Origin of the sequence: Paenibacillus sp. 598K, from assembly GCF_003851045.1 — a bacterium.
Lineage (GTDB): Bacteria > Bacillota > Bacilli > Paenibacillales > Paenibacillaceae > Paenibacillus_D.
In genome coordinates, this window is sequence record NZ_BFBX01000011.1 from 41,152 (window position 1) to 65,143 (window position 23,992).

At 58.7% G+C, this 23,992-nt stretch carries 28 protein-coding genes; 23 read left to right on the forward strand and 5 right to left on the reverse strand.

Annotated elements, in window-relative coordinates:
- Positions 1-7 precede the first annotated feature (7 nt).
- The 6 genes from yidD (at position 8) to PA598K_RS04400 (ending at position 6,599) form a co-directional block, all read left to right on the forward strand.
- Positions 8-253 carry a membrane protein insertion efficiency factor YidD gene (yidD, locus tag PA598K_RS04375; RefSeq protein WP_128655714.1) on the forward strand — a complete coding sequence of 82 codons (246 nt, stop codon included), beginning with the start codon at positions 8-10 and terminating at the stop codon, positions 251-253.
- A gap of 442 nt (positions 254-695) precedes the next feature.
- The gene (metG, locus tag PA598K_RS04380; protein WP_128655716.1) at positions 696-2,750 is read left to right on the forward strand and encodes a methionine--tRNA ligase; all 2,055 of its coding nucleotides are present in this window, start codon (positions 696-698) and stop codon (positions 2,748-2,750) included.
- A 192-nt stretch (positions 2,751-2,942) separates the two neighbouring features.
- Positions 2,943-4,136, forward strand: a complete 1,194-nt coding sequence (locus PA598K_RS04385; protein ID WP_376739035.1) for a metal ABC transporter solute-binding protein, Zn/Mn family — start codon at positions 2,943-2,945, stop codon at positions 4,134-4,136.
- 70 nt (positions 4,137-4,206) lie between these two features.
- Positions 4,207-5,019 (forward strand): metal ABC transporter ATP-binding protein, encoded by an 813-nt coding sequence (locus PA598K_RS04390; RefSeq protein WP_128655719.1) that lies wholly within the window; start codon positions 4,207-4,209, stop codon positions 5,017-5,019.
- 37 nt (positions 5,020-5,056) lie between these two features.
- Positions 5,057-5,860 carry a metal ABC transporter permease gene (locus PA598K_RS04395; protein WP_128655721.1) on the forward strand — a complete coding sequence of 268 codons (804 nt, stop codon included), beginning with the start codon at positions 5,057-5,059 and terminating at the stop codon, positions 5,858-5,860.
- A 31-nt stretch (positions 5,861-5,891) separates the two neighbouring features.
- A complete protein-coding gene (locus tag PA598K_RS04400) occupies positions 5,892-6,599 on the forward strand; it encodes a cytochrome c biogenesis CcdA family protein (RefSeq protein WP_128655723.1) in 708 nt (235 codons plus the stop codon).
- 7 nt (positions 6,600-6,606) lie between these two features.
- Here the strand turns inward: PA598K_RS04400 and splB are convergent, their stop codons facing one another.
- On the reverse strand, positions 6,607-7,677 hold the full coding sequence (gene splB, locus PA598K_RS04405; RefSeq protein ID WP_128655725.1) for a spore photoproduct lyase: 1,071 nt from the start codon (positions 7,675-7,677) through the stop codon (positions 6,607-6,609).
- 177 nt (positions 7,678-7,854) lie between these two features.
- Here splB and mntR point away from each other — a divergent pair, with 177 nt between their 5' ends.
- The gene (gene mntR / locus PA598K_RS04410; protein ID WP_128655726.1) at positions 7,855-8,277 is read left to right on the forward strand and encodes a transcriptional regulator MntR; all 423 of its coding nucleotides are present in this window, start codon (positions 7,855-7,857) and stop codon (positions 8,275-8,277) included.
- Between the two features lie 96 nt (positions 8,278-8,373).
- Here the strand turns inward: mntR and PA598K_RS04415 are convergent, their stop codons facing one another.
- Positions 8,374-8,685 carry a hypothetical protein gene (locus tag PA598K_RS04415; protein ID WP_260405263.1) on the reverse strand — a complete coding sequence of 104 codons (312 nt, stop codon included), beginning with the start codon at positions 8,683-8,685 and terminating at the stop codon, positions 8,374-8,376.
- Positions 8,686-8,731: 46 nt separating this feature from the next.
- Positions 8,732-9,715, reverse strand: a complete 984-nt coding sequence (locus PA598K_RS04420; RefSeq protein ID WP_128655728.1) for a DUF1385 domain-containing protein — start codon at positions 9,713-9,715, stop codon at positions 8,732-8,734.
- A gap of 171 nt (positions 9,716-9,886) precedes the next feature.
- Here PA598K_RS04420 and PA598K_RS04425 point away from each other — a divergent pair, with 171 nt between their 5' ends.
- The 5 genes from PA598K_RS04425 to PA598K_RS04445 all read left to right on the forward strand — a co-directional run bounded on the left by PA598K_RS04425 (position 9,887) and on the right by PA598K_RS04445 (position 14,181).
- Entirely contained in the window at positions 9,887-10,411 is a 525-nt protein-coding gene (locus PA598K_RS04425) for a YqhR family membrane protein (RefSeq protein ID WP_260405264.1), read from the forward strand.
- Positions 10,412-10,498: 87 nt separating this feature from the next.
- On the forward strand, positions 10,499-10,939 hold the full coding sequence (gene aroQ, locus PA598K_RS04430; protein ID WP_128655731.1) for a type II 3-dehydroquinate dehydratase: 441 nt from the start codon (positions 10,499-10,501) through the stop codon (positions 10,937-10,939).
- Between the two features lie 32 nt (positions 10,940-10,971).
- Positions 10,972-12,045: a M24 family metallopeptidase gene (locus PA598K_RS04435; RefSeq protein ID WP_128655733.1), complete on the forward strand. Its 1,074-nt coding sequence runs from the start codon at positions 10,972-10,974 to the stop codon at positions 12,043-12,045.
- Positions 12,046-12,076: 31 nt separating this feature from the next.
- Positions 12,077-12,634 (forward strand): elongation factor P, encoded by a 558-nt coding sequence (gene efp, locus PA598K_RS04440; protein ID WP_128655735.1) that lies wholly within the window; start codon positions 12,077-12,079, stop codon positions 12,632-12,634.
- A gap of 290 nt (positions 12,635-12,924) precedes the next feature.
- Positions 12,925-14,181 (forward strand): aspartate kinase, encoded by a 1,257-nt coding sequence (locus PA598K_RS04445; protein WP_128655954.1) that lies wholly within the window; start codon positions 12,925-12,927, stop codon positions 14,179-14,181.
- A gap of 113 nt (positions 14,182-14,294) precedes the next feature.
- Here PA598K_RS04445 and PA598K_RS04450 read toward each other — a convergent pair whose 3' ends face one another.
- Both PA598K_RS04450 and PA598K_RS04455 read right to left on the reverse strand, forming a co-directional pair.
- The gene (locus PA598K_RS04450) at positions 14,295-14,759 is read right to left on the reverse strand and encodes a DUF441 domain-containing protein (RefSeq protein WP_128655955.1); all 465 of its coding nucleotides are present in this window, start codon (positions 14,757-14,759) and stop codon (positions 14,295-14,297) included.
- A 100-nt stretch (positions 14,760-14,859) separates the two neighbouring features.
- Entirely contained in the window at positions 14,860-15,723 is an 864-nt protein-coding gene (locus PA598K_RS04455; protein ID WP_128655737.1) for a phosphosulfolactate synthase, read from the reverse strand.
- 191 nt (positions 15,724-15,914) lie between these two features.
- On the opposite strand from PA598K_RS04455, the gene PA598K_RS04460 reads away from it, so the two are divergent.
- The 11 genes from PA598K_RS04460 (at position 15,915) to accC (ending at position 23,850) form a co-directional block, all read left to right on the forward strand.
- A complete protein-coding gene (locus tag PA598K_RS04460; RefSeq protein WP_128655739.1) occupies positions 15,915-16,178 on the forward strand; it encodes a YqhV family protein in 264 nt (87 codons plus the stop codon).
- 87 nt (positions 16,179-16,265) lie between these two features.
- Positions 16,266-17,300, forward strand: coding sequence for a stage III sporulation protein AA (spoIIIAA, locus tag PA598K_RS04465; RefSeq protein WP_128655740.1), 1,035 nt, complete (start codon positions 16,266-16,268; stop codon positions 17,298-17,300).
- Positions 17,293-17,811: a stage III sporulation protein SpoIIIAB gene (gene spoIIIAB / locus PA598K_RS04470; protein ID WP_128655742.1), complete on the forward strand. Its 519-nt coding sequence runs from the start codon at positions 17,293-17,295 to the stop codon at positions 17,809-17,811. Before spoIIIAA ends, spoIIIAB begins: the two co-directional genes overlap by 8 nt.
- A gap of 15 nt (positions 17,812-17,826) precedes the next feature.
- On the forward strand, positions 17,827-18,030 hold the full coding sequence (spoIIIAC, locus tag PA598K_RS04475) for a stage III sporulation protein AC (protein ID WP_128655744.1): 204 nt from the start codon (positions 17,827-17,829) through the stop codon (positions 18,028-18,030).
- Between the two features lie 52 nt (positions 18,031-18,082).
- The gene (gene spoIIIAD, locus PA598K_RS04480; protein ID WP_128655746.1) at positions 18,083-18,478 is read left to right on the forward strand and encodes a stage III sporulation protein AD; all 396 of its coding nucleotides are present in this window, start codon (positions 18,083-18,085) and stop codon (positions 18,476-18,478) included.
- 4 nt (positions 18,479-18,482) lie between these two features.
- On the forward strand, positions 18,483-19,673 hold the full coding sequence (spoIIIAE, locus tag PA598K_RS04485; protein WP_128655748.1) for a stage III sporulation protein AE: 1,191 nt from the start codon (positions 18,483-18,485) through the stop codon (positions 19,671-19,673).
- Between the two features lie 23 nt (positions 19,674-19,696).
- Positions 19,697-20,401: a stage III sporulation protein AF gene (spoIIIAF, locus tag PA598K_RS04490; protein WP_128655750.1), complete on the forward strand. Its 705-nt coding sequence runs from the start codon at positions 19,697-19,699 to the stop codon at positions 20,399-20,401.
- A gap of 25 nt (positions 20,402-20,426) precedes the next feature.
- Complete coding sequence (spoIIIAG, locus tag PA598K_RS04495; protein WP_128655752.1) at positions 20,427-21,065, forward strand: stage III sporulation protein AG; 639 nt, start codon at positions 20,427-20,429, stop codon at positions 21,063-21,065.
- A 52-nt stretch (positions 21,066-21,117) separates the two neighbouring features.
- On the forward strand, positions 21,118-21,762 hold the full coding sequence (locus tag PA598K_RS04500) for a SpoIIIAH-like family protein (RefSeq protein WP_128655754.1): 645 nt from the start codon (positions 21,118-21,120) through the stop codon (positions 21,760-21,762).
- Positions 21,763-21,972: 210 nt separating this feature from the next.
- The gene (gene accB / locus PA598K_RS04505) at positions 21,973-22,473 is read left to right on the forward strand and encodes an acetyl-CoA carboxylase biotin carboxyl carrier protein (protein WP_128655756.1); all 501 of its coding nucleotides are present in this window, start codon (positions 21,973-21,975) and stop codon (positions 22,471-22,473) included.
- 30 nt (positions 22,474-22,503) lie between these two features.
- Positions 22,504-23,850 carry an acetyl-CoA carboxylase biotin carboxylase subunit gene (accC, locus tag PA598K_RS04510; RefSeq protein ID WP_128655758.1) on the forward strand — a complete coding sequence of 449 codons (1,347 nt, stop codon included), beginning with the start codon at positions 22,504-22,506 and terminating at the stop codon, positions 23,848-23,850.
- Positions 23,851-23,992 lie beyond the last annotated feature (142 nt).

Genomic DNA, 23,992 nt, shown 5'->3' on the forward strand with positions numbered 1-23,992 from the left:
CCCGCCGATGCGGCAGGTGCTGAAGCTGCCTGTGTTGTTCTACCGCAAGGTGATCTCCCCGCTCAAGCCGCCGACGTGTCGATTTTATCCGACGTGCTCGGCTTATGCGCTGGAGGCGCTGGAGGTGCACGGCGCGGCCAAGGGGACATGGCTGACGGTGAAGCGGCTATGCAAGTGCCATCCCTTCCACCCGGGCGGGATCGATCACGTGCCGCCGCCGAGCGGCGAGACGGCGGAGCATCCGCCAGCTTGACGAATCGTCGATCGTCCGGTATATTTTGACATAGAGGTAGGGTACACTTAAGTAATAGTGACTACGAATTGCATGTTCACAACGTCCGGTGCCTGGCACTGGGCAATAGATATCTCTGATGAACGGATGAGTAAGCAGGCAGGCGCATCGCAGAGAGCCGGAGTTGGTGAGAGCCGGTATGCGCCGCTGCCGAATATGGTCCGGGAGGAGCTGTCGCCGAGCGACTCGCGAGCGATGCGGGGGTTAGGCGCAGCGCGTGTTGCCGGCGTTAGCGGCAGCGCCGCCCTCGGGGCGGCACAAGGAGCCTTTCGCGATCGACGTGCGGAAGGGAATTTGGGTGGTACCGCGTGAGTGATGACTCTCGTCCCATATGTGGACGGGGGTCTTTTTTGTATTTTTCTGTAGTGATGTATGAATGATGGATACCGAGGAGGAAGCGAACATGACGGAACAAAACAAAACATTTTATATCACATCGCCGATCTACTATCCGAGCGACAAGCTGCATATCGGGCACGCCTACACGACGGTGGCCGGCGATGCAATGGCTCGCTACAAGCGGCTGCGCGGCTACGATGTCCGCTATCTGACGGGCACGGACGAGCATGGACAAAAGATCGAACGCAAGGCGGCCGAGAAGGGGCAATCCCCGCAGCAGTTCGTCGACGACATCGTCAGCGGCATCCGCAAGCTGTGGGATACGCTGGACATCTCGCATGACGACTTCATCCGGACGACGGAGGAGCGGCACAAGCGGCAGGTCGAGCAAATCTTCGCCCGGCTGCTCGAGCAAGGCGATATCTACAAAGGCGAATACGAAGGCTGGTACTGTACGCCGTGCGAATCCTTCTTCCTGGAGCGTCAGCTCGAGGGCGGCAACTGTCCGGACTGCGGACGTCCCGTCGAGCTGGTGAAGGAAGAGAGCTACTTTTTCCGGATGAGCAAGTACGCCGACCGGCTGCTGCAATACTACAACGACAACCCGGACTTCATCCAGCCGGAGTCGCGCAAAAACGAGATGATCAACAACTTCATCAAGCCAGGGCTCGAGGATCTGGCGGTGTCGCGGACGACATTCGACTGGGGCATCAAGGTGCCAGGCGATCCGAAGCATGTCATCTACGTCTGGATCGATGCGCTGTCCAACTACATTACGGCGCTCGACTATGGCTCGGACGGCGAGAACTTCCGTCGTTACTGGCCGGCGGATGTCCATCTGGTGGGCAAGGAAATCGTACGCTTCCATACGATCTACTGGCCGATCATGCTGATGGCGCTCGACCTGCCGCTGCCCAAAAAGGTATTCGCTCACGGCTGGCTGCTCATGAAGGATGGCAAAATGTCCAAATCGAAAGGTAATGTCGTCGATCCGGTGCTGCTGATCGATCGTTACGGCCTTGATGCGCTACGTTACTACTTGCTGCGCGAAGTGCCGTTCGGCGCCGACGGCACGTTCACGCCGGAGAACTTCGTCGAGCGGATCAACTTCGATCTGGCTAATGACCTGGGCAATCTGCTGAACCGGACGATCGCCATGATCGAGAAGTATTGCGGTGGCGAGATCCCGGCATATGCCGGCCAAGTCACGGCCTTCGACCAGCCGCTCCAGAGCTGTGCCGCCGAGACGGTGCGCGCTGTTGAGGAGGCGATGGAGCGGATGGAATTCTCCGTCGCGCTGGCCAGCCTCTGGCAGCTCGTCAGCCGCACCAACAAGTATATCGACGAGACCATGCCTTGGGCGCTGGCCAAGGATGAGGCACGCTCGCAGGAGCTGGGCTCGGTGATGACGCATCTGGCCGAGTCGCTGCGGATCATCGCGATCCTGCTGCAGCCGTTCCTGACGCATACCCCGTCGTTGGTATGGCAGCAGCTCGGCATCGCCCAAGGCGAGCTGACCAGTTGGTCGTCGGCAGCGAGCTTTGGCCTGGTGCCGGCTGGCACGCGCGTCGTCAAAGGCTCGCCGATCTTCCCACGCCTGGACGCGGCGGAGGAGGTCGCCTATATCGCAGCGTCGATGACGGGAGGCACTCCGTCGCCTGCGGCTGGTGAGGCAAGCGCTGCGGATGGCAAGGCAAGCGATACGACCTCGGCTGCCCCGAGCGGAGCGACGGCTGGCCCAGGAGCATCAGCGTCCGCTGCGGGCGGCGCCCCGGAGCATGAGCGCGAGGCGAGGCCGGAGATCGCGATCGACGAGTTCGCCAAGGTGGAGCTGCGCGTCGCGCAGGTGATCGCTGCGGCGCCGGTGCCGAAGGCCGACAAGCTGCTCAAGCTGCAGCTCGATCTGGGCACCGAGCAGCGACAGGTCGTCTCGGGCATCGCCAAGCACTATACGCCGGAGGAGCTGGTCGGTCGCAAGGTCATCTGCGTCACCAACCTGAAACCGGTGAAGCTGCGTGGCGAGCTGTCGCAGGGGATGATCCTGGCCGCCTCCGAGGGCGATCAGCTGACATTGGCGACCGTGCCAGAGAGCATGCCGAACGGCGCGTTGGTCAAGTAAGTTTTACGTATTGCAGCGGGCCCCCTCGTATATGAGGGGGCCTTCATACATTATGGATATACTGATCATAAGCGCTAGGGCGGGCATTAGAGCGAGGTGGTTTTGGTTGACACCGGTACAAGAGCCCGTTATAATCTTAACGTAATCCTTACGATTACTAATTAAGATTAACTAGATAAAGGAATGAATGCAATGATAGCAAAGTGGAATCAAATCGGTCGAGGCGCAAAGCGGGCTCTGGTGGCGGTTGCGCTGCCTGCGCTAGTGCTGGCAGGCTGCGGCAGCAATGATAGCAATGGCGCAGGCAGCAGCGGCTCGGGGAATGAAGTGAAGTCTGAGAGCAAGGTGCAGGTGATTACGAGCATCTATCCCGTCTATTATCTGGCCAAAGAGATCGGCGGCGAGCATGCCGATGTCGTCAATCTGATCCCGGCTGGCGTCGAGCCGCATGACTGGACGCCCGGCAGCAAGGATCTGAAGCGTGCCTCGCAAGCGCAGCTCTTCCTCTATAACGGAGCTGGCCTGGAGGGCTGGGTGGACCAATTCCTGAAAGGCTTGAACCAGGATGCAACGGTCGTCACGGCAGAGATGAGCGCAGGCATCGAGCTGATTGATGGCGACGGCCATTCCCACAGCCACGAAAGCGAAGACGACCATGCGCATGAGGGTGAGGCGGACCACAGCCACGAGGGCGAAGACGAGCATGCGCATGAGGGTGAGGCGGACCACAGCCACGAAGGCGAAGACGACCATGCGCATGAGGGCGAGGCGGACCACAGCCACGAGGGCGAAGACGAGCATGCGCACGAAGACGAGGCGCATGCTGGAGAGGCAGCGACCGACGACCATGGTCACGATCATGGCGGCGTCGATCCGCATACATGGGTGAGCCCCAAGTCGGCCCTGATTATGGCCGAAAATGTCAAGAACAGCTTCGTACAGGTGGATGAAGCGAACCGCGATGCCTATGAAGCGAACTATGCCGCACTGAAAGGCAAGCTGACGGAGCTCGATAACAAATTTACCGAGCAGTTGTCTACAACCGATCGCAAGGAAATCGTCACCTCGCATCAGGCGTTCGGTTATTTGAGTCGCGACTACGGGTTGACCGAGTTGTCGATTATGGGCCTCTCGCCGGATGCCGAGCCGCGAGCGCAGGATCTCAAAAACATCGCTAAATTCGTCGAGGAGCATGGCGTGAAGTATATATTCTTCGAGGAGTTGGTCTCGCCGGAGCTGGCACAGACGTTGGCCCGGGAAGCGAAGATCGACACGCTTGTGCTGAACCCGATCGAGGGTCTGACGCCGGAGCAGGAGGCGCGCGGCGAGGATTTTATCTCGCTGATGGAGGCTAATTTGCAAAATCTGATGAAAGCATTACAATAGAGAGAGTACAAGAGGCCTAGCGGAAGCTTGCGAGAGCGCAGTGCGTGCCGTAGGAAAGGAGAGAGTGGCGATGGATAAGCGGCCGGATGTATCCCGAAATGCCGGGGGCGCGTGTCATCAGGATATTATTACGATTCGAGGCGTCTCCTTCTCCTATGAGCAGAAGCGGGTGATCGAAAATCTCGACTTCTCCGTCAAGGAGCGTGACTTCGTGGGCCTGATCGGCTCCAACGGCGCGGGCAAGACGACGCTGCTGCGGATGATCGTCGGCTTGCTGAAGCCGGAGCAGGGCTCGATCTCCCTGTTCGGCGAGCCGGCCGACCGGTTCAAGCAATGGGAGCGGATCGGCTATGTGCCGCAGAAGAACTCCTTTAACCCGCTCTTCCCGACGACGGTGCGCGAGGTTGTCATGTCCGGGCTGTACGGTCGCAAAAAGCTGTTCCAGCGGATCACCCGGGCCGACGCCGGCAAGGCTGACGATGCGATGCATGCGATGCGGATCGAGGATCTGGCCGACAAGCGGATCGGTCAGCTGTCTGGCGGCCAGCAGCAGCGGGCTTTCCTGGCGAGGGCGATGATCAACAACCCGTCGCTGTTGATCCTGGACGAGCCGACGGTAGGCATCGATGCGGAGACGCAGGAGAATTTTTTTCACATGATCAAGCATATGCATAAGCATCACAACATTACGTTCCTGATGGTCTCCCACGATATGGACATGATCCGCTCGTATCTGGGAGAGGAGCCGCTGCAGCAGAACGGCAAGCTGAAGTTTTATGTCAAGCATACCCACGAGTTGGACAACTGTCGGGAGACGGACCTGACGCACAGCTTGCGGGATTTGCGGAAGTCGCTTGACGAACGGCAGCCGGTGCCAAGCTAGGCAATGTTTGCCGACGGGGAAGGAAGGACTTGCACAAGTGGATATATTATCGTTTGACTTTTTTCAACGGGCCTTGGCCGGCGGTGTGCTTATTGGCATTACAGCCCCCTTACTGGGGCTTTTTCTTGTGCTTCGACGTCTGGCGATGATCGGCGATACGCTCGCTCACGTCTCCATCGCCGGAGTGGCGCTTGGCTTCCTGCTAGGCGTCTACCCGATTGCGATGGGACTAGTGTTTGCGCTGATTGCATCCTTTGCTATCGAAAAGCTGCGCCGCACGTACAAGACGTATGCAGAGCTCTCCATCGCGATCATTATGTCGGGCGGCGTGGCGCTTGCCTCGATGCTGTTCACGATCGGTGTCGGCTTTAACGTGAACATTACCAGCTATCTGTTCGGCAGCATCTACACGCTCGCCAACGAGGACTTGATCGTCATCGCCGTCGTCACGGTGCTGGTGCTGGCCGCCGTCTTCATTCATTACAAGGAGCTGTTCCTGCTCACCTTCGACGAGGATGCGGCTGCCGTTAACGGTTTGCCTGTGCGTTACTTTAATATTATGATTAGTGTGATGACCGCGCTCGTCATCAGCGCCTCGATCAAGCTGGTCGGCGCCTTGCTGGTGTCTGCGCTGCTGACGATCCCGGCCGCTTGCAGCTTGATCATCGCCAGGAGCTTCAAGCAATCGATCGTCATTGTCGTCCTGATCGCCGAGCTGGCGATGATCGGCGGACTGATGATGGCGGGCATCTGGAATCTCGCTCCGGGCGCGACAATCGTGCTGCTGTTGATCGCTGTACTGATACTGCTCATGCTGGTCAAGCGCGGGTTGCGCATTTGATCGACTATTTTATTCGAGGAGGGGACTTGCTGTGGATTTGAATATTTGGCTGGCCTTCGGGGCTGGATTCCTGTCGTTCATCTCCCCCTGCTGCCTGCCGCTCTATCCATCCTATCTCTCCTATATTACAGGGATCTCCGTCACCGATCTCAAGGCCGAACGGCGGACCCGGGATGTCCGGCTCCGCACGATGATACATACGTTTTTCTTTATGATCGGCTTCAGCATCGTGTTCTACACGCTGAGCTACGGCACGAGCGCCTTTGGCGACTTTTTCCGCGACTACGAGCAGTTGATCCGTCAGGTGTCGGCGATTATGATCGTCGTGCTCGGGCTCGTGCTGATTGGCTTCTGGCAGCCGAGGTTCCTTATGAAGGAGCGCAAGATGGACGTTCAGCTCGGCAAGAAGAGCTACCTCGGCTCGGTCATTTTCGGCATCGGCTTCTCGGCCGGCTGGTCGCCGTGCGTCGGCCCGATTCTGAGCGCGATCCTGCTGTTGGCCGCCACCAACCCCGGCACCTGGTTTGGACTGACGACCGCGTATGCGCTTGGCTTTGCGATTCCGTTTTTCGTGCTGGCGTTTTTCATCGGCTCGACACGGTGGATCCTGAAGTATTCGTCGACGATCATGAAGATCGGCGGCGGCGTAATGATCCTGATGGGCATCCTGCTGTTCACCGATCAGATGTCGCGACTGACCGTCTGGCTCAATCAGTTTGCACCGTCCTGGATGGGATAGAGGTCGCCTACGTGAAATAATCGATTTCCGCCTGCGGGAAATGCTCGAAGATGCGCTCCGATAAAAACATGCGGAGCGCATCCGCTTTTTCATCGGGATAGACGTATTTGCCCTGACCCCAGCGGCCCCACTTGTACTTGCGCTTTTCGATGTCCATCTCCAGCTTGGTTTTCGGGTAACGCCTGTCGATGACGTTTTTGGCCGTCTTGGTGAAGCGGTGCTGGATCAGCTCGAAGGTAAGGCCGTGCGTCGCCTCCTCGGGCAGCGCTTCGGCAAGCTTGGCGATCAACTCGCCGTAGCCTTCCTCCCAGCCGTCGTACCAAATAATCGGTGCGATGATGAAGCCGAGCGGGTATCCGGCATGGGCGACCTTGGCTGCCGCCTCGATACGTTGCTCGAAGCGGGAGGTCGCCGGCTCGAAGTGCTTGATCACATAAGCGCTGTTGACGCTGAAGCGGATTCGCGTATGGCCGTTGTGCCGGGCGTCGAGCAGCGAGTCGACATGATGGAACTTGGTCACAAACCGCAGACGTCCGTGCTCCTGCTGCGCCATAAATTCGATCAGCTCGCGCAGGCTGCCGGTGATCGGCTCCAGACCTACGGGATCGGAAGTGCAAGCCGCCTCGAAGCGAGTAATCTCGGGCTTGCGCTCCTCGATGTAGTCGCGCGCGGCATCCATAATTTCATTTGTATTAACATAGACGCGGATATACGGCTTGGCGCCCAGCGTCGTCTGCAGGTAGCAGTAGTGGCAGTGCCCCATGCAGCCGGTGGCGATCGGGATGGCGTATTCCGCCGAAGGCTTGGACTGGTCGAACTTAAGCGTCTTGCGCACGCCGACGACAAGCGTCCGCTTGGCGATCTTGTACTGCTCCAGCTCGCCCTCGCCGGGCAGGTTGGTGATCCGGTTATGCGAGGTGGTCATCCGCAGCGGGATGCCCTGCTCCTCGACCCAGCGATAGATCTGTTGGCCCTTGGGATAGTCCAGCGCGCCAGGCTCAAAATAGACCAGCTCGGGTACAAACGATTCGTGCAGCTTGCTTTTGCGGGGTCGCTGAGGCGTCTCCGTCGTTGACATGGCTTGGCCCTCCTAGGAATGGATGATGGCTTGCTTGCCGTTAGTGTACGGAGCCGGATGGGGCTACAGTCATGGAAGATGCAGGCGGCGAGGTTGCTATGCGGGCTAATAACAGTGTATGATACTAAGAGCAACACCGTTGATAGGTGGAATGAAGCAAGTGAGGGGGAGCTTTCGATGCCTACTCCGAGCATGGAAGACTACTTGGAGAGAATCTATAAATTAATCGACGAAAAGGGCTATGCCCGTGTCTCGGATATCGCCGAAGGTTTGGAGGTTCATCCCTCATCGGTCACCAAGATGATCCAGAAACTGGACAAGGACAAATATCTGATCTACGAAAAATACCGCGGACTGATGCTGACCAATAAGGGCAAAAAAATCGGCAAACGTCTGATGGACCGGCATCAGTTGCTGGAAGACTTCCTGTCGACAATCGGTGTGCAGGAAGCCAATATTTATACCGATGTTGAAGGCATCGAGCATCATCTCAGCTGGGACTCGATTACATGCATCGAATCGCTGGTCGAATATTTCCGTGCCGATCCGACACGGCTGGACGAGCTCCGGCAAGTCCGGGCCAGCCTGGATACGGAGTAATCTACATAGAAAGGGCAGTCGAGACGGAAGTACTATCCGTCTCGACTGCCCTTTTGCGTGCGGTAATCAAGCGATGAAGCGACCATGCAGTTGTGCTTAGTGATACTTCGGCAGATCGTCATCGTCTTTGCCGCCCTCGATGACCCGGAACGGGATATTCTTGCGGGCGGGCTTGGTCTTGGCTTGCATCTTCTGCGCAGTACGCGCCGAAGGCTTGATCTGCGGACGCTTGGCTCTCCCGGACTGACGGCCGAACCATCGATCAGGCGGGAACTTGTAGAGCAGGAAGATGACGCCAAACACGGCTGCGCCGATAATCAGAAACGAAGGGTCTCTGGCGATCGAGGTGATCAGACCAATCACGAGCAGCACAACAATAATGATCACGCCGGGATGATATCTCCGCACTTGCAGCACATCCTCTCTTCGAATATCCAGCTCGCCTGATCTCGCCTTATACGGCGGACTGTCCGAGCTTTGGCTCAGCCATCTGGCCGTCCAGCTCGCGCATCCGGTTGAAGGAGGCGATCGAGACGGCGACTTGATCGTCGGTAGGTTCCTTAGTCGTCAGCTTCTGCAGCCACAAGCCGGGATAGCCGAGAAAGCGGAGCACGGGCGTATCGCGCAGCGCATTGGTGAAGCGAAGCGCTTCATAAGAGACGCCAAGTACGAGCGGCAGCAGCAGGACGCGCAGATAGACGCGCTGCCAGAGCGAATCCCACTGGAAAAACGAGTAGACGATTACACCGATGATGACCGATAAAATAATGAAGCTGCTGCCGCAGCGATAATGAAGCCGTGTATACTTCTGGACGTTTTTGACCGTCAGCTCCTCGCCCGCTTCGTAGGCGCTAATCACTTTGTGCTCAGCTCCGTGATACTGGAACAGACGCTTGACGATCGGTGTCAGCGAGATGAGATACAGGTAAGTCAGCAGGAAGATGATCTTGATCAGGCCCTCGATCAGATTGTGCACGAAGATGCTAAAGCTGCTGCCGAAGATAAGTTCCTCCAGCACGGCCGGGACGACCGTAAATACGAGCTTTCCAAAAACAAAGGAGAGCACGCCCATGACGGCGACGCCAAGAATCATTGTCAAATTCCATCCGGATTTTTCTTCTTTTTTGGGCGGAGCGGCGGCTTGCGCCGTCTGTTCTTGCTTGCCCTCTGACTCACCCTCGTCCTCCGCGTACGCCTCGGCAGAGAAGTTGAGATGCTGGGAGCCTTTGGCGCTTGATTCGACGATGCCGACGACACCGCGTACGAGCGGGATCTTTTTCAGGTTCTGAACCCAGCGAGGGGAGGACTTGGGAACCTCGTAGAAGACGATATCATTGTTTTTGCGGCGCACGGCCGTGACGTTCACATGTTTGCCAGCAAACATGACGCCCTCGATCACAGCCTGTCCGCCATATATAGCTTTGCTGTCTTGCGGCAAGAGTGGGTCACCATCCTCATTAGTTTCTTTCCTTCCATTGTACTTGATTCGGCGTCGCATTGCCAATTCGATCTGAGGCGTCCACGGCAGGCGTATGAGCCAGGCCGCGCTTGTCGCATACTAACCTTCGTAGGCGCAGAAGAGCAACTTCGAGTCAAGGAGGATGGAGCTGTGACAAAGACGAAAAAAAGAGAAAAACGCGAGCGCAACCAAACGAATCCATGGACCTATTGTCTGGTGCTCGGCATGTATGCCGGTCTGCTTTGGGGTGTAGTCCGCTGGCTTATGCATCTGGTCAATTTCACATCGGTTGTGCCTGGATTTTTGGTCGAGCCGTTTTTCCGTCGCTCGTTTTTGGAGACATACTGGGGCGTCCTGATCGGGATCGGCAGCTTTATTGTATTCTCGATTATTGCCGCCTATGTATACAAAGGCTTGCTGGGGCGCTTTAGCGGTCCGTGGGCGGGCGTTATCTACGGCGTGCTCTGGTGGGGCGTCCTGTTCGCCGCTGTGGGACCGATGATTGGGCTGATGGCGCCAATTCCCCGACTGGGCTGGAATACGGTCATCGCAGAGCTTTGTTTTTTTGCGGTGTGGGGTCTTTTCATCGGCTATACGATCGCCTTCGAGTTCAATGAAGTGACGGCTCGCGAGCCGATGGGCGCCAAGCTCGGGTCTTCCGGCAAGCCTTCATAGGAAACGCTTCTCAAAACCGCGGCTCCTGTGGTAAAATGGCAAGTGATTCTTGGAATCAGACAGCTAATCCATCAGGAGGTGTCCGAAGTGACGACTGTACTGGTTCTGAACGGTCCTAACCTGAACATGCTGGGGGTTCGCGAGCCCGGCGTGTACGGTACGATGACACTGGCCGAGATCGAAGCCCGTCTGGCCTCATTGGCGTCGGAAGCGGACGTATCGATTGATTTTTTTCAGTCCAATCACGAAGGCGCGCTCATCGACCGCATCCAGGCTGCTTATGGCCAAGCCGACGGTATCCTGATCAATCCCGGCGCGTATACGCACTACAGCTACGCGCTCCGGGACGCGATCGCCGGCTGCGGCATACCGACAGTCGAGGTGCATATGTCCAATATACATAAGCGGGAAGCGTTCCGACATCAGTCGGTCATCGCGCCGGTGGCTGTAGGGCAGATCGCCGGATTCGGCGACAAGAGCTACGACCTCGGCTTCTCCGCCTTGCTGGACCATATCCGGCGAGGGTGAGGGACGCTATCCTGCGGGAAGGGAGTCAGCAAATGGCTAACAAACGCGTCTATCAGCTAAGAGAACGGATGGCGGATCGGGGATTGAAGGCAATGTTGATCAGCCACCCGATCAATCGCCGCTACTTGAGTGGTTTTACAGGCTCCGCTGGCTATGTGCTGATTACGGAGCTAGAGAGCTGGCTGTTGACCGACTTTCGCTACATGTCGCAAGCGCCTCAGCAATCCCCCGGCTTCACGGTAGTCGAACATGGCGCGAGCCCGATCGACAAGGTGCGGGAGCTGCTCGGCGCAGGCGGCTATAGCCGTCTCGGCTTCGAGCAGGAGTTCGTCGTGTTCAGCGACTATACCAACTGGAGCGAAGCGCTCCCTGGCGTGGAGCTCGTACCGGTATCGGGCGTGGTGGAGGAGCTGCGCGCGATCAAGGACGCGCAGGAGCTTGCGATTATGCAGGAGGCGGCTGTGCTAGCCGATGAGACGTTTGCGCATATCGTCGGGCTGCTGAAGCCTGGGATGGTCGAAGCGGATATCGCGCTGGAGATGGAAGTGTTCATGCGCAGCCGCGGCGCGACGTCCTCCTCCTTTGATACGATCGTCGCCTCGGGCGAGCGCTCGGCGTTGCCGCATGGCGTTGCCAGCAAGCGTGTCATTGGCGTTAATGAGTTCGTTAAGCTGGACTTTGGCGCTTACTACAATGGGTACTGCTCGGACCTGACCCGGACCGTCGTCGTCGGTCAGCCGACAGCCAAGCACAAGGAGATCTACGATATCGTGCTGGAGGCGCAGCTGCATGCGCTCGAGCATATACGTCCCGGCATGACCGGTCTGGAGGCCGATGCCTTGACGCGCGATATTATCACGCGTTATGGTTATGGTGATTATTTCGGACACGGTACGGGACACGGTCTGGGCATGGAGATTCACGAGGCTCCGCGATTGTCCAGATTGAGCCAGACAGTTTTAACCCCCGGTATGACAGTAACGGTCGAGCCCGGCATCTATCTCCCCGGCTTCGGCGGAGTACGGATCGAGGATGATATCGTCATTACGGATAACGGGATTAAAATATTGACCTCATCCCCGAAAGAGCTTATGATCCTGGGATAGGAATTCACACGTACAATTGGAGGGACTTGCAGTGATTTCAGTCAACGATTTTAAGACAGGCCTGACCGTCGAAGTGGACGGCGATATTTTTACCGTACTCGAGTTTCAACATGTCAAGCCGGGTAAAGGCGCGGCATTCGTGCGCTCCAAGCTCAAAAACCTCCGCAACGGCAACACCGTGGAAAAAACATTCCGTGCCGGCGAGACGATCGGTCGCGCCATGATCGAAAACCGCGAGGTGCAGTATCTGTACAACTCCGGCGCCGAGTATACGTTCATGGACAACGAGACGTACGACCAGTTCAACCTGGACAAGGGTCAGCTGGAGTGGGAGATCAACTTCCTGAAGGAAAACATGAATGTCAACATCGCCAGCTACCAAGGCGAGATCATCGGCATCACGATGCCGAACAGCGTCGAGTTGAAGGTCACTGAGACCGAGCCGGGCGTCAAAGGGAACACGGCGCAAGGCGCGACCAAAAGCGCAACGCTCGAAACCGGTCACACGGTACAAGTGCCATTGTTTATCAACGAAGGCGATGTGCTGTTGATCGATACCCGCGAAGGCAAGTACATCTCCCGCGCCTAGGGGTGTTTGCATACTCGGAGGGTAGCAGATTGGGCTGAATTTTCGTTCCATGCAAGGAACTTTTGTGCAGTCGTACCGGGGGTACGGCAAGCAAAAGTGACGCCGCAGGGGGCGGAAAGGCAGTCTTAGATGCCCCTGAGCGGGTTTGCATACACGCCCTAGGGCGCAGCACGCGCAGCGGAGCCGCTCTTTGCCAATTTGGCAAGAGCGGTTTTTTTGATTCTATGTTATAATCTATACTTGGTTATTATCTAGAGTGTTCATATGTCAAGTTACGGGAGTGAGTAATGTTGTCGTTGCTAGTGATGAAATTCGGAGGCAGCTCCGTGGGCACGCCGGAGCGCATGCAGCGCGTGGCGAAGCGCATCCTGGAGAGACAGCAGGAAGGTCATCGGATCGCTGTAGTCGTCTCAGCGATGGGCGATACGACGGATGATCTGATCGATCAATCGAAGCAGTTGAACCCGAATCCGCCCGCGCGCGAGATGGATATGCTGCTGACGACGGGAGAGCAGATCTCCATCGCTCTGCTCGCGATGACGATTCATCAGTTGGGCGGTCAGGCGGTTTCTTATACAGGCTGGCAGGCCGGATTCCGTACGGAATCGGTGCATGGCAAGGCCCGCATCACCGATATCAAGGCCGAACGGGTCGTCAAGGCGCTGGAGGAAGGGCAGATCGTCATCGTCGCCGGATTCCAGGGGATGTCGGAGGAAGGCGAGATTACGACGTTTGGCCGCGGCGGGTCCGATACGACGGCTGTCGCGCTCGCGGCGGCGATCGAGGCGGATCGCTGCGAGATCTATACCGATGTCGACGGCGTCTACTCGACCGATCCGCGCGTCGTCAAGTGTGCCCGCAAGCTCGAGGAGATCTCCTATGACGAGATGCTGGAGCTGGCGCATCTCGGCGCGGCGGTGCTGCATCCGCGCGCGGTCGAGTACGCCAAGCACAACAACGTCTGTCTCGTCGTCCGGTCGAGCTTTACGTATAATGAAGGAACGCAGGTGAAGGAGGAAGCGGTAATGGAGCAGGGAATCGTCGTGCGAGGCATTGCCTTCGACAAAAACGTGGCGCGCATCAGCTTGTTGGGCGCTCAGGATGTGCCTGGAGTACTGGCAAAGGTGTTCGGAGCGCTGGCTAACAATGGAATCGATGTCGATATTATCGTCCAGAGCGGCGTTGCCGACGGCCAGGCCGACTTCTCCTTCTCGGTGTACAACAGCGACAAAGAAAAAGCACTGCGCGTCATCGAGGACATCCGTGGCGATGTGCCGTATCGCGAGGTGACCTCCGAGGACAATCTCGTCAAGGTGTCGATCGTCGGCGCAGGCATGGTGAGCCATCCCGGCGTCGCAGCCAAAATGTTCGAAGCAATCTCGGCGCTCGGCGTCAGCATCAAGATGGTCAGCACGTCCGAGATCAAATGCTCCTGCGTCATTGAGGCTGAACCGCTTCATGACGTCGTGCGGGCGCTCCATACCGCCTACAATCTCGATACGGAAGAGCAAGTGTTCGTCGGCGGTCCGCAGGATCGTCGCGAATAGACCTTGTCTCGCCGCATCAATCGATACAGCCCCCGGCATCGTAGCCGGGGGCTGTTGTGCGTTGATCCGCCGCGAACCGGTGACCGGGACCGCAGAGTAGAGCGTGACGAAGCTCAGCCCAACCGCTCGCTGATCATCGTGAAAATCTTATATAAAATCGCTGTGATGCCGGCCGCCATCAGCGGTCCGACCGGTATGCCGCGCAGGAACACGATGCCAAGGATCGAACCGATGACGAGGCCAACGATCAATTGCGGATCATACTTCAGCATCTCCAGCCCTTTGCCGTTGACATAGGTAGCGATCGCTCCGCCGGCCAATGCCAGCCAGCCCGGCCACGACGTCAGCGCTGCGGTAATCTCGCGGAGCTGGATGCGGCCGGAGGCGAACGGCACCAACACGCTGAAGGTCAGGAACAGCAAGCCAAGCTCCAGGCCCCGACGTTCAATCGTCGGCAAATATCGGTCTAAGTGGATCAGCTTGACAACTAACAGGACGCAGGCCGCTGTCGAGATAATCGGCGACTTTCCGATCAAGCCGACGATGATCAAGCCGACAAGGATAATCTCTCCAACCATCATTGCAAGCATCTCCCGCTCCGCTGACTCGGGGCGGTACAAGCCCCTCCCCCACTATATGCCGCACAGCGGTGTATTAGACCGGCCCTAGGGCGAGCTGCTAAATCACATAATCAAACACGACAGCGGCTTCCAGAGCTACGGCGGCAGGGAAGGTGTCGGAGCGCAAACCGCGTCGCATCGCCTCAAGCGTCAGGACATCCGTCGGCTGGATGTTACCCAGATTGACATTCAAGCCAAGCTTGCGCAGCAGCGCCAGCTGCTGTTGCTTTTGCGGTGCCTCCCATAGGAAACGCGATAAGTCGCCGAAACGGCGGCGAATCGTCTCAAGCTCGTCATCGCTGCAGCGGCCTTCGCTGTCGAACAGGCCGACGCCAACGCCCGACTCGCGGGCTTCGATGGATACAAGCTCTGCCCCCGCTTCCCAATCCGCTTCGGCGGTTGCGGCGAGCGCATCGAGATCGATGCGAAAGCCATCCGTTTTTTTGCCATATTCCGTATAGACCTGCAAGCTCCGCCGAAGTCCTGCCTTGATCAGCGCATCCCGATCCGCGCGAGGCAGCTCGATCGTACCGTCGGATACCTCGATCGTGTCATAGCCCATTTGACAGACTCGTTCCAGGAAAGCCTCCTCCACGCCATGACGCACTGCCGTCTCCAGCAAGGTGCCCCCTGGCATTATCCGGATGCCTCTTCGGCGCGCCAGGCGGATCTTGCTGGCCAGCAGATCTTCATCATAGAGCGCCGACGTTCCGAAGCCGAGTTTGATGCAATCCATATAGTCGCCCGAGGTTTCGATCAAATCGCTGAATGCATGCCAGCCCAGGCCTTTGTCGATCACCATCGTCCTGCCGCAGTCAGTCTGTCTGGCAAGCCCCGTCCTGCGAAGTTCGCGCCGGGATTCGCGTTCGCCGATCGGGTCGCACAGTAGCGGGTGCCATCCTGTGCGTGAAATTGTCTCCATAAGCCATTCTCCCTCGCTCGTAACGTTAAATGGTAAAGCATGCGCCTAAGTTATCTTTTGGCTCACTATATGCTCCGGGCGGCGGGCTGGTGTCTGTATGCCTAGAAAACCGATCTTTTTGAACACGCACTAAAAGGACAACCTCTCGCATAGGATAGGAGAGAAGCGGCATAGAGAAAGGGGGAAAAGGCATGGACAGATTGGTCTTGGCGATGGCGGTGCTGAGGATCTGCTCTGGCGCCATCGAGATGGGGGCGGCGCTGCTGATGCTGAAGTTCAATCAAATCGAGAAGGCGTTGGCAGTGAATGCGTCGCTGGCACTGGTCGGACCGCTCATCCTGATCTCGACCATGACGATCGGCCTGGTCGGCATCTCGGACAAGCTGTCAGCGGTCAAAATGGGATGGGTGCTCGCAGGGGTCGCTTGCCTGTTGATCGGCATCCTGAAAAAGTAAGCGGGATGGCGGGCCGCTGTCATAATCCCGCATCTGCCGCATAGACTGGAGTACAACAGGAGGACAAACTGCCGGGAGGGATGCGCAATGTGGAGTCGGATCAAGGGGGTACTGCCGCAGACGTTGCAGACGTTGCTGGATCGCCTGCCGGCGCAGGCGCAAGCCGAACTGGAGGAGATCCGTATCCGTGAAGGCCGTCCGCTGGAGATCGGCTGCGGTGGACGATCGTTGTTCGTCGGAAGCGACGGCCGTCTGTGGGAATCGCCGAGCGACGGGGTGTACAAGCCGGATGCGCTGCTCTGTCGCCAACTGCTCGAAAAAATAACAAAGCACTCGCTCTATGCCATGGAGGAAGAGCTGCGGCGCGGCTATATTACGGTCGAGGGCGGCCATCGCATCGGACTGGCCGGTCGCACCGTCCTGGAGGGCGGAGCGGTCCGCGGCATCCGCGACGTCAGCGGATTTAATGTACGAATCGCCAGAGAGGTGAGAGGAGCGGCCGACGGCATCCTGCCGCAGCTGCTGGACAGGCAGCGGCAATCGATCGCTTCGACGCTCATCCTGGGTCCGCCGCAGCAAGGCAAAACGACGCTGCTCCGCGATCTCGCCCGCAGCGTCAGCACAGGTAACTGGCATCATCCCGATGCGGTTTCGTGGAGCGGACGCAAGGTCGGAATCGTCGACGAACGGTCGGAGATCGCCGCCTGTTATCGGGGAGTGCCGGCCTTTGATGTCGGGCCGCGTACCGATGTGATGGATGCTTGTCCAAAGGCCGAGGGGATGATGATGCTGGTGCGCTCGATGTCGCCGGAGGTAATCGTCATCGACGAGATCGGCAGCCGGGCGGACGCGGAGGCGATCCGCGAGGCGAGTCGGGCCGGGATCCGGCTCGTCGCGACCGCTCACGCCTACGATCTGGAGGATGCTCAAGAGCGCCCGCTGCTGCGCGAGCTTATCGAAGAGGGCGTCTTCGACAGCGCTGTAACGATGCGTCGGACGGGCAGGGCGGTGCGATGCAGCGTGCAATCGCTCGCGCCAGCCTCCAGGCGCGGCTTTGGCCGTCAGCTCCCGTCCGCTCGCGGCCATCCGCTAGGGGCGGCAGAGGGGGGCGGGTATGGTTAAGCTGCTGGGCGCCCTGCTCATCCTGTTCGCGGGCACGATGCTCGGGTTCCAGCAGGCGGCCCGATTCGCCGAGCGGCCGCGCCAGATCCGTCAACTCGGACAGGCGCTGCAACGGCTGGAGACCGAGATCGGATACGGCTACACACCGCTGGACGAAGCGCTCAGGCGTGCGGCCGCATCGCTGGCCGAGCCGGCTGCGGCGATGCTGAGCGAGGCGGCGGAGCGTCTGGCGGGCGGGGCCGAGGAGAGCTTCCGCGACTGCTGGGAGGCGGCGCTGAGGGCGCACTGGCCTCGCACGGCGATGAAGCGCGCCGACCTCGACATCCTGCTGCAGTTGGGCACGCTGCTCGGCATTAGCGACAGGGAGGATCAACTCAAGCATTTGCGGTTGGCGCTGCTGCAGTTGCAATCGGAAGAGGATGCGGCACGGGAGGACCAGGTCCGGTATGGGAAAATGTGCAAAAGCTTGGGGATCCTGGCCGCTGCGCTGATCGTTATTCTGATGGTGTAGTGGGGTGCCGAACAGATGAACATGGATGTCAGCGCAATATTTCAAATCGCAGGTATCGGCATCATCATCGCGATGATCCATACTGTGCTCAAGCAGATGGGCAAGGAAGATATGGCTCATTGGGTAACGTTGATCGGTTTTGTGGTTGTGCTGTTTATGGTCGTTCGCATGCTGAACGATCTGTTCCAGGAGATTAAGGATATTTTCCTGTTTCAATGAATGCGGGGGCCGACGCGGCAGTGGCGGTCTTCAGCCTTGGTGGGTGAGCGTTATGGACATGGTGCAGATCGTCGGGGTCGGCCTTATCGCCACGCTGTTGATCGTCGTCGTCAAGGAGCAGAAGCCGATGTTTGCCTTTGTACTCGCCGCCTTTACTGGCATCTATCTATTCTTGTTCCTGATCGGCAAGATCGATATCATCATCCGGGTGCTGCAGGACTTGGCCAGCCGCTCGGGCGTGCCGACCATCTACTTGGAGACGATCCTGAAAATCATCGGCATCGCCTACATCGCCGAGTTCGGCGCCCAGATCGTGCGCGACGCCGGTCAGGAGAGCATTGCGTCCAAGATTGAATTTGCCGGCAAGGTGCTCATCCTGGCGATGGCGGTGCCGATCATCAGCGTGATCGTCGAGACGGTCCTGAACTTGCTGCCGGCGGGGAGCTGAAGCTATGAAACGGTGGATTGCCACACTTGCGCTGTTGCTGCTCCTGCTGCTGCTGTTGCCTGCTGCCGGCGCGTACGCCGCACCGGCCGATGGAGCCGCGAGTCCGCAGCAGCTGGCGCGCGATACCGCCGAGCAGCTCGATATGAGCGAGGTGGAGCGGTACTGGAGCCTGCTGATGTCGGAGTACGGCGGGGATTTCCCCGAAGAGCGGCTACCCAGCTTCGTCGAGATGATCCTCCCGGGGGGCGAGGGGCTGAAGCTGGCTACGGTCGCAGGCGGCCTGCTGCGCTATCTGCTGCATGAGGTGCTCTACAACGGCAAGCTGCTCGTAACGATCGTGCTGCTGACCGTATTCAGCATGATGCTGGAGACGCTGCAGACAGCCTTCGAGCGGCGCTCGGTGAGCAAGGTGGCTTATGCTGTCGCTTACATGGTGATGATCATCCTGGCGATCAACAGCTTCCATGTCGCGATCGGCTACGCACGGGATGCGATTAGCTCGATGATCGACTTTATGATGGCGATGATCCCGCTGTTGCTGACCTTGCTGGCTTCGATGGGCAGCATCGTGACGGTGTCGGTGATGCATCCGCTGATTATCTTCATGATCCATACGGTAGGCACGGTTATCTACACGGTTGTCTTCCCGCTGCTGTTCTTCTCGGCTGTGCTGCATATCGCCAGCAGTCTGTCCGACCGCTACAAGGTGACCCAGCTCGCCGATCTGCTGCGCAACCTCAGCGTCGGGCTGCTGGGGGTGCTGCTCACGGTGTTCCTCGGCGTCATCTCGGTACGCGGCGCAACCGGGGCGGTCACGGACGGCGCGGCCATCAAGACGGCCAAGTTCCTTACAGGCAACTTTGTCCCGGTGGTTGGACGGATGTTCTCCGACGCGACCGACACCGTGATGTCGGCCTCGCTGCTGCTCAAGCACGCCGTCGGCATCGCCGGCGTCGTCATCCTGCTGCTGCTCTGCGTCTTCCCTGCAGTGAAGATCCTGACGCTGGCGCTTATCTACAATGTCTCCGCCGCGATCCTGCAGCCACTCGGCGAGAGCCCGATTATCGTCTGCTTGCAGACGATCGGCAAGTCGATGATTTATGTGTTCGCCGCTCTCGCTGCGGTCAGCCTGATGTTTTTCCTCGCTGTGACGATCATCCTCACGGCAGGCAACGCGGCGATCATGGCCAGGTGATGGCAGTCTATCGGAGGTGAGGCATGATGGCTTGGCTGGTGGAGTGGCTAAGGCAGATCATCGCGATCGTCCTGCTGGCCGGCATCGTCGAGCTGCTGTTGCCAAGCAACGCCTATCAGCGCTACGTCCGGCTGGTGCTCGGGCTGTTCATCCTGCTGGCGCTGCTCTCGCCGATCCTGACGCTGCTGCAGGGCGAGCTGGGGACCCGGCTCGAGGCGAGCATCCGCGACTGGCAAAGCACCGCGAATCGCCAGCTAGCGGATGGCAGCGAGTCGCTGGCAGAGGTCCAGCGCCAGGCCGACGGATTGCGGGAGCGGCAGCAGGAGCAAGTGGCGCAGCTCGCCGCAGCCAAGGTCGGCGCCGAGATGGCCGAGGAGATCGCTCGCCGCAGCGGCATCCCGGCGCCGGAGGTGGCAGTGACGCTCGCTGCCGAGCGGGACGGCTACTGGCGGATCGAGACGGTCCGGGTCACGCTCGTGGCACGATCGTCTGATCGGGCAAGCACCGACAGCGGCAAGTCGGGCAGCGGCGAGCCGATCGAGCCGATCGCTATCGACGTATGGCTGGGCGAGTCCGTCAGCACGCCGGTCGGCACGCCCTTGTTGTCTGAGGAGCAAACGAGCCGCGAAGCGGCGCCGCGCTGGCAGACGGCGATCAGGACGATCCTGCAGGATGGCTGGGGCGTGGCTGCCGAGCGGGTGGAGGTGCTGCAGGCGGACGGAGAATAAACGAAGGCTGGAAGGAGGGGCACGCATGGCCAAATGGCTGGATCAGATCGAGGCATGGGTAGGAGGGGGGCCTTCCGGGCCGAAGCGGGTCCGAACGGTGCGCTGGCTGTTGTTGCTCGGCTGCCTCGGGATCGGACTGATGATCGCCCAGTCATTCATCCACTTCGAGGACGTCGCGCCTGTCGTCGATCAGCCAAAGGCGGAAGATACGTCGCCCAGCCCGGCATTCGGCGCCTCCGACGATGAGCCAGACTCGATCTTCGCAGCGATCGAGCGTCCGCTCGAGCAGCGGCTCAAGGAAATCCTGGAGAAGATCGTCGGCGTCGGCTCGGTCGATGTGCTGGTGACCGTGGAGTCGACCGAGGAAGCGGTCGTGCAGCGCAACATCAAGGAGTCGGAGCAGCTCTCGGACGAGACGGACAAAAACGGCGGCAAGCGCCATGTCGCCTCGACGACAACCGACGGGCAAATCGTACTGTACGAGGTGGCGGGCGAGAAGCGGCCGTTCGTGACGAAGACGATCAAGCCGCGCATCCGCGGCATCCTCATCGTCGCCCGCGGCGCCGAGGACCAGACGGTGCGGAGCCTGCTGCTCGATGCGGTGCAAAAAGGATTCCAGGTGCCTGCTCACCGCATCTCTGTGGTGCCGAGCAAGCAGCCTTGATTGATAAAATGCAGGGAACATAAAACTCATATAAAAGGAAGGTTGATAATCGATGAATACGAAACGTCAGACGATCTGGTTGGTCTCGATGCTGTCGCTGATGGTCATTCTCTCGGCCTACTATCTGTTCACGGAAGACGCAACGCCGCAAGATATCACAGACGCCAAGGGCATCACCGATGTCGTGCTCGGAGAGGGCGCCACGGAGGCAACCAGCGCCGGGATGCCTGGTCTCACCGAGGAGATCATCGTCACTGAGGATGAGCACATTGGCGGCAAGGACAACGCGGAGCCGACCAGCGAGGCGGACCAGGAAGTGCTGAACATCCTGAAAGAGCAGCAGGCGATCAGCAGCGATTACTTCACGCAACAGCAGTACTTGCGGGCCGAGCAGCTGAGCTCCGAGGTCGATCGTCTCTACGGCATCGTCACCGACATGAGCCAGGACCCCGAGGACGCCTCCGAGGCGATTGCGCAGCTCGATACCATCCAGGAGGTCGACGAGAAGATCAGCGGTCTGGAGGAGGAACTGGGCAGCGAGTTCAACAAGGTGGCGATTACGCCGGAGGCGGATAAATACAAGGTCGTCGTCCAGAGCGAAAACCTGGAGCGCGGTCAGGCTGCCGGCATCCTCGACAAAGTCATGCGCGCCTTGAATGTGTCGCCGGAGCAGGTTACCGTGCAGTTTGTGCAGTAAATGACGGCACCAAAAGAACGCTTAAACGAGTTCATCCCGACCGGGCTGCCGCAGCCCGGTCGGGAATGTTTTTTGGCCAAGTGGCGATATGCGTCGCAAAACCGCGCAATGGAGGGGAAATTATGACTCGTTTCTCAAAATCGGTTGTGATATAATACTTACGTTATGTTCGATTCTGTGCTTCACAACTGTTAAGGAGTGAATGATACGATGTTCAAACTGAGCGAAATCAAAGAGCTGATCAAGCTGGTCGATCAGACTTCCGTCCAAGAGCTCGAGCTCGAAAACGAAGGCGCCCGCCTGTTGATCCGCAAACCGGGCAAAACCGAAGTGGTCAATATTCAAAGCGCGCCGATAACGCATACATATACACAACCGGGCATTGCGCCGACTGCTCCACAGACGGGAGCCGCTCCGGCCGAGCAGTTGTCCTCGCCTGCAGCCGTTCCGGCCCCAACGCCGGTCGATAACCTGCACAAAATCGTCTCGCCGATGGTAGGCACCTTCTATCGCGCCTCCTCGCCGGAAAACCCTGTCTATGTTCAGGTCGGCGATCGCGTCGGCGAGAAGACTGTCGTGTGCATCCTCGAAGCGATGAAGCTGATGAACGAGCTTGAAGCCGAGGTCCGCGGAGAGATTGTGGAGATCCTGGTAGAGAACGGCCAGCTCGTCGAGTACGGTCAGCCGCTGTTCCTGGTCAAGCCGGAGTAACGAAGTCTCTTTTCGAAAGGAGTTCGACGGGTGGAATTTCAAAAAATATTGATCGCCAACCGCGGCGAGATTGCGGTTCGCATCATTCGCGCTTGCCGCGAGATGGGCATCGGCACCGTAGCGGTATACTCGGAAGCGGACCGCGACTCGCTGCATGTCCGACTGGCGGACGAAGCTTACTGCATCGGTCCGACGGCTTCCAAAGACAGTTATCTCAATCTGACCAACATTATGAGCGTCGCGACCTTGACGGAATGCGACGCCATTCATCCCGGATACGGCTTCCTGGCGGAGAACGCGAACTTCGCCGAGATCTGCGATTCGTGCAACATCGCCTTCATCGGACCATCGCCTGACGCGATCAGCCGGATGGGCGACAAGTCGGTCGCCAAACAGACGATGAAGGAGGCCGACGTGCCGATCATCCCCGGCTCCGACGGCCTGATCGAGGACGTCGACGACGCGGTCGCGATCGCTCGCGATATCGGGTATCCGGTCATCATCAAGGCTACCGCAGGCGGCGGGGGCAAGGGGATCCGGATCGCTGAGGACGAGGCTTCGCTCGTCCAGCAGATCACGATGGCGCAGCAAGAGGCCGAGAAAAACTTCGGCAACGCCGGCGTCTATCTGGAGAAATATCTGACCGGCATGAAGCATGTGGAGATCCAGATCATCGCCGACAAGCATGGCAACGCGGTTCATCTGTTCGAGCGAGACTGCTCGATCCAGCGTCGCCGGCAGAAGCTGATCGAGGAAGCTCCGTGTCCGGTGCTCTCGCCGGAGCTGCGCGAGCGGATGGGACAGGCGGCGGTGCGCGCTGCGCTCGCCGTCGATTATTCGGGCGCCGGGACACTGGAGTTTTTGCTTGGCCCGGACGGCAATTTTTATTTTATGGAGATGAACACCCGGATTCAGGTCGAGCACCCGGTCACCGAGATGATCACGGGCATCGATCTGATCAAGGAGATGATCTCCGTTGCCGAGGGCAAGCCGCTCTCCTTCCGTCAGGAGGATGTGCAGATCAACGGCTGGTCGATCGAATGCCGGATCAACGCGGAGGACTCGGAGCGCAACTTTATGCCTTCTCCGGGCCAGATCGGCTTCTACCTGCCTCCGGGCGGCCCAGGAGTGCGGGTCGACAGCGGCGCGTATCCCGGCTATGTGATCTCGCCGCATTACGATTCGATGATCGCCAAGCTGATCGTCTGGGGGGCGACGCGCGAGGAAGCCTTTGCGACGATGAAGCGGGCCTTGTCCGAATTTGCGATCGAAGGCATCCGGACGACGATTCCTTTCCATCTCAAGCTGCTAAATCACCCCAAGGTCATTCAAGGTAATTTCGATATCAAATTCCTTGAGGAGCATGACTTGAACTAGCTATCGTACCGGGCGTCAGACCTTGTCTGCGCCATTTGATCGCGTTTGTCATAATTCTTGGCAAATGGTATAGTATAGAGAATAAGAAGCGGATAAGCTCTTGCGGAAGCGATAGACGGTTCCGCATTTTATGGGAGGTGTA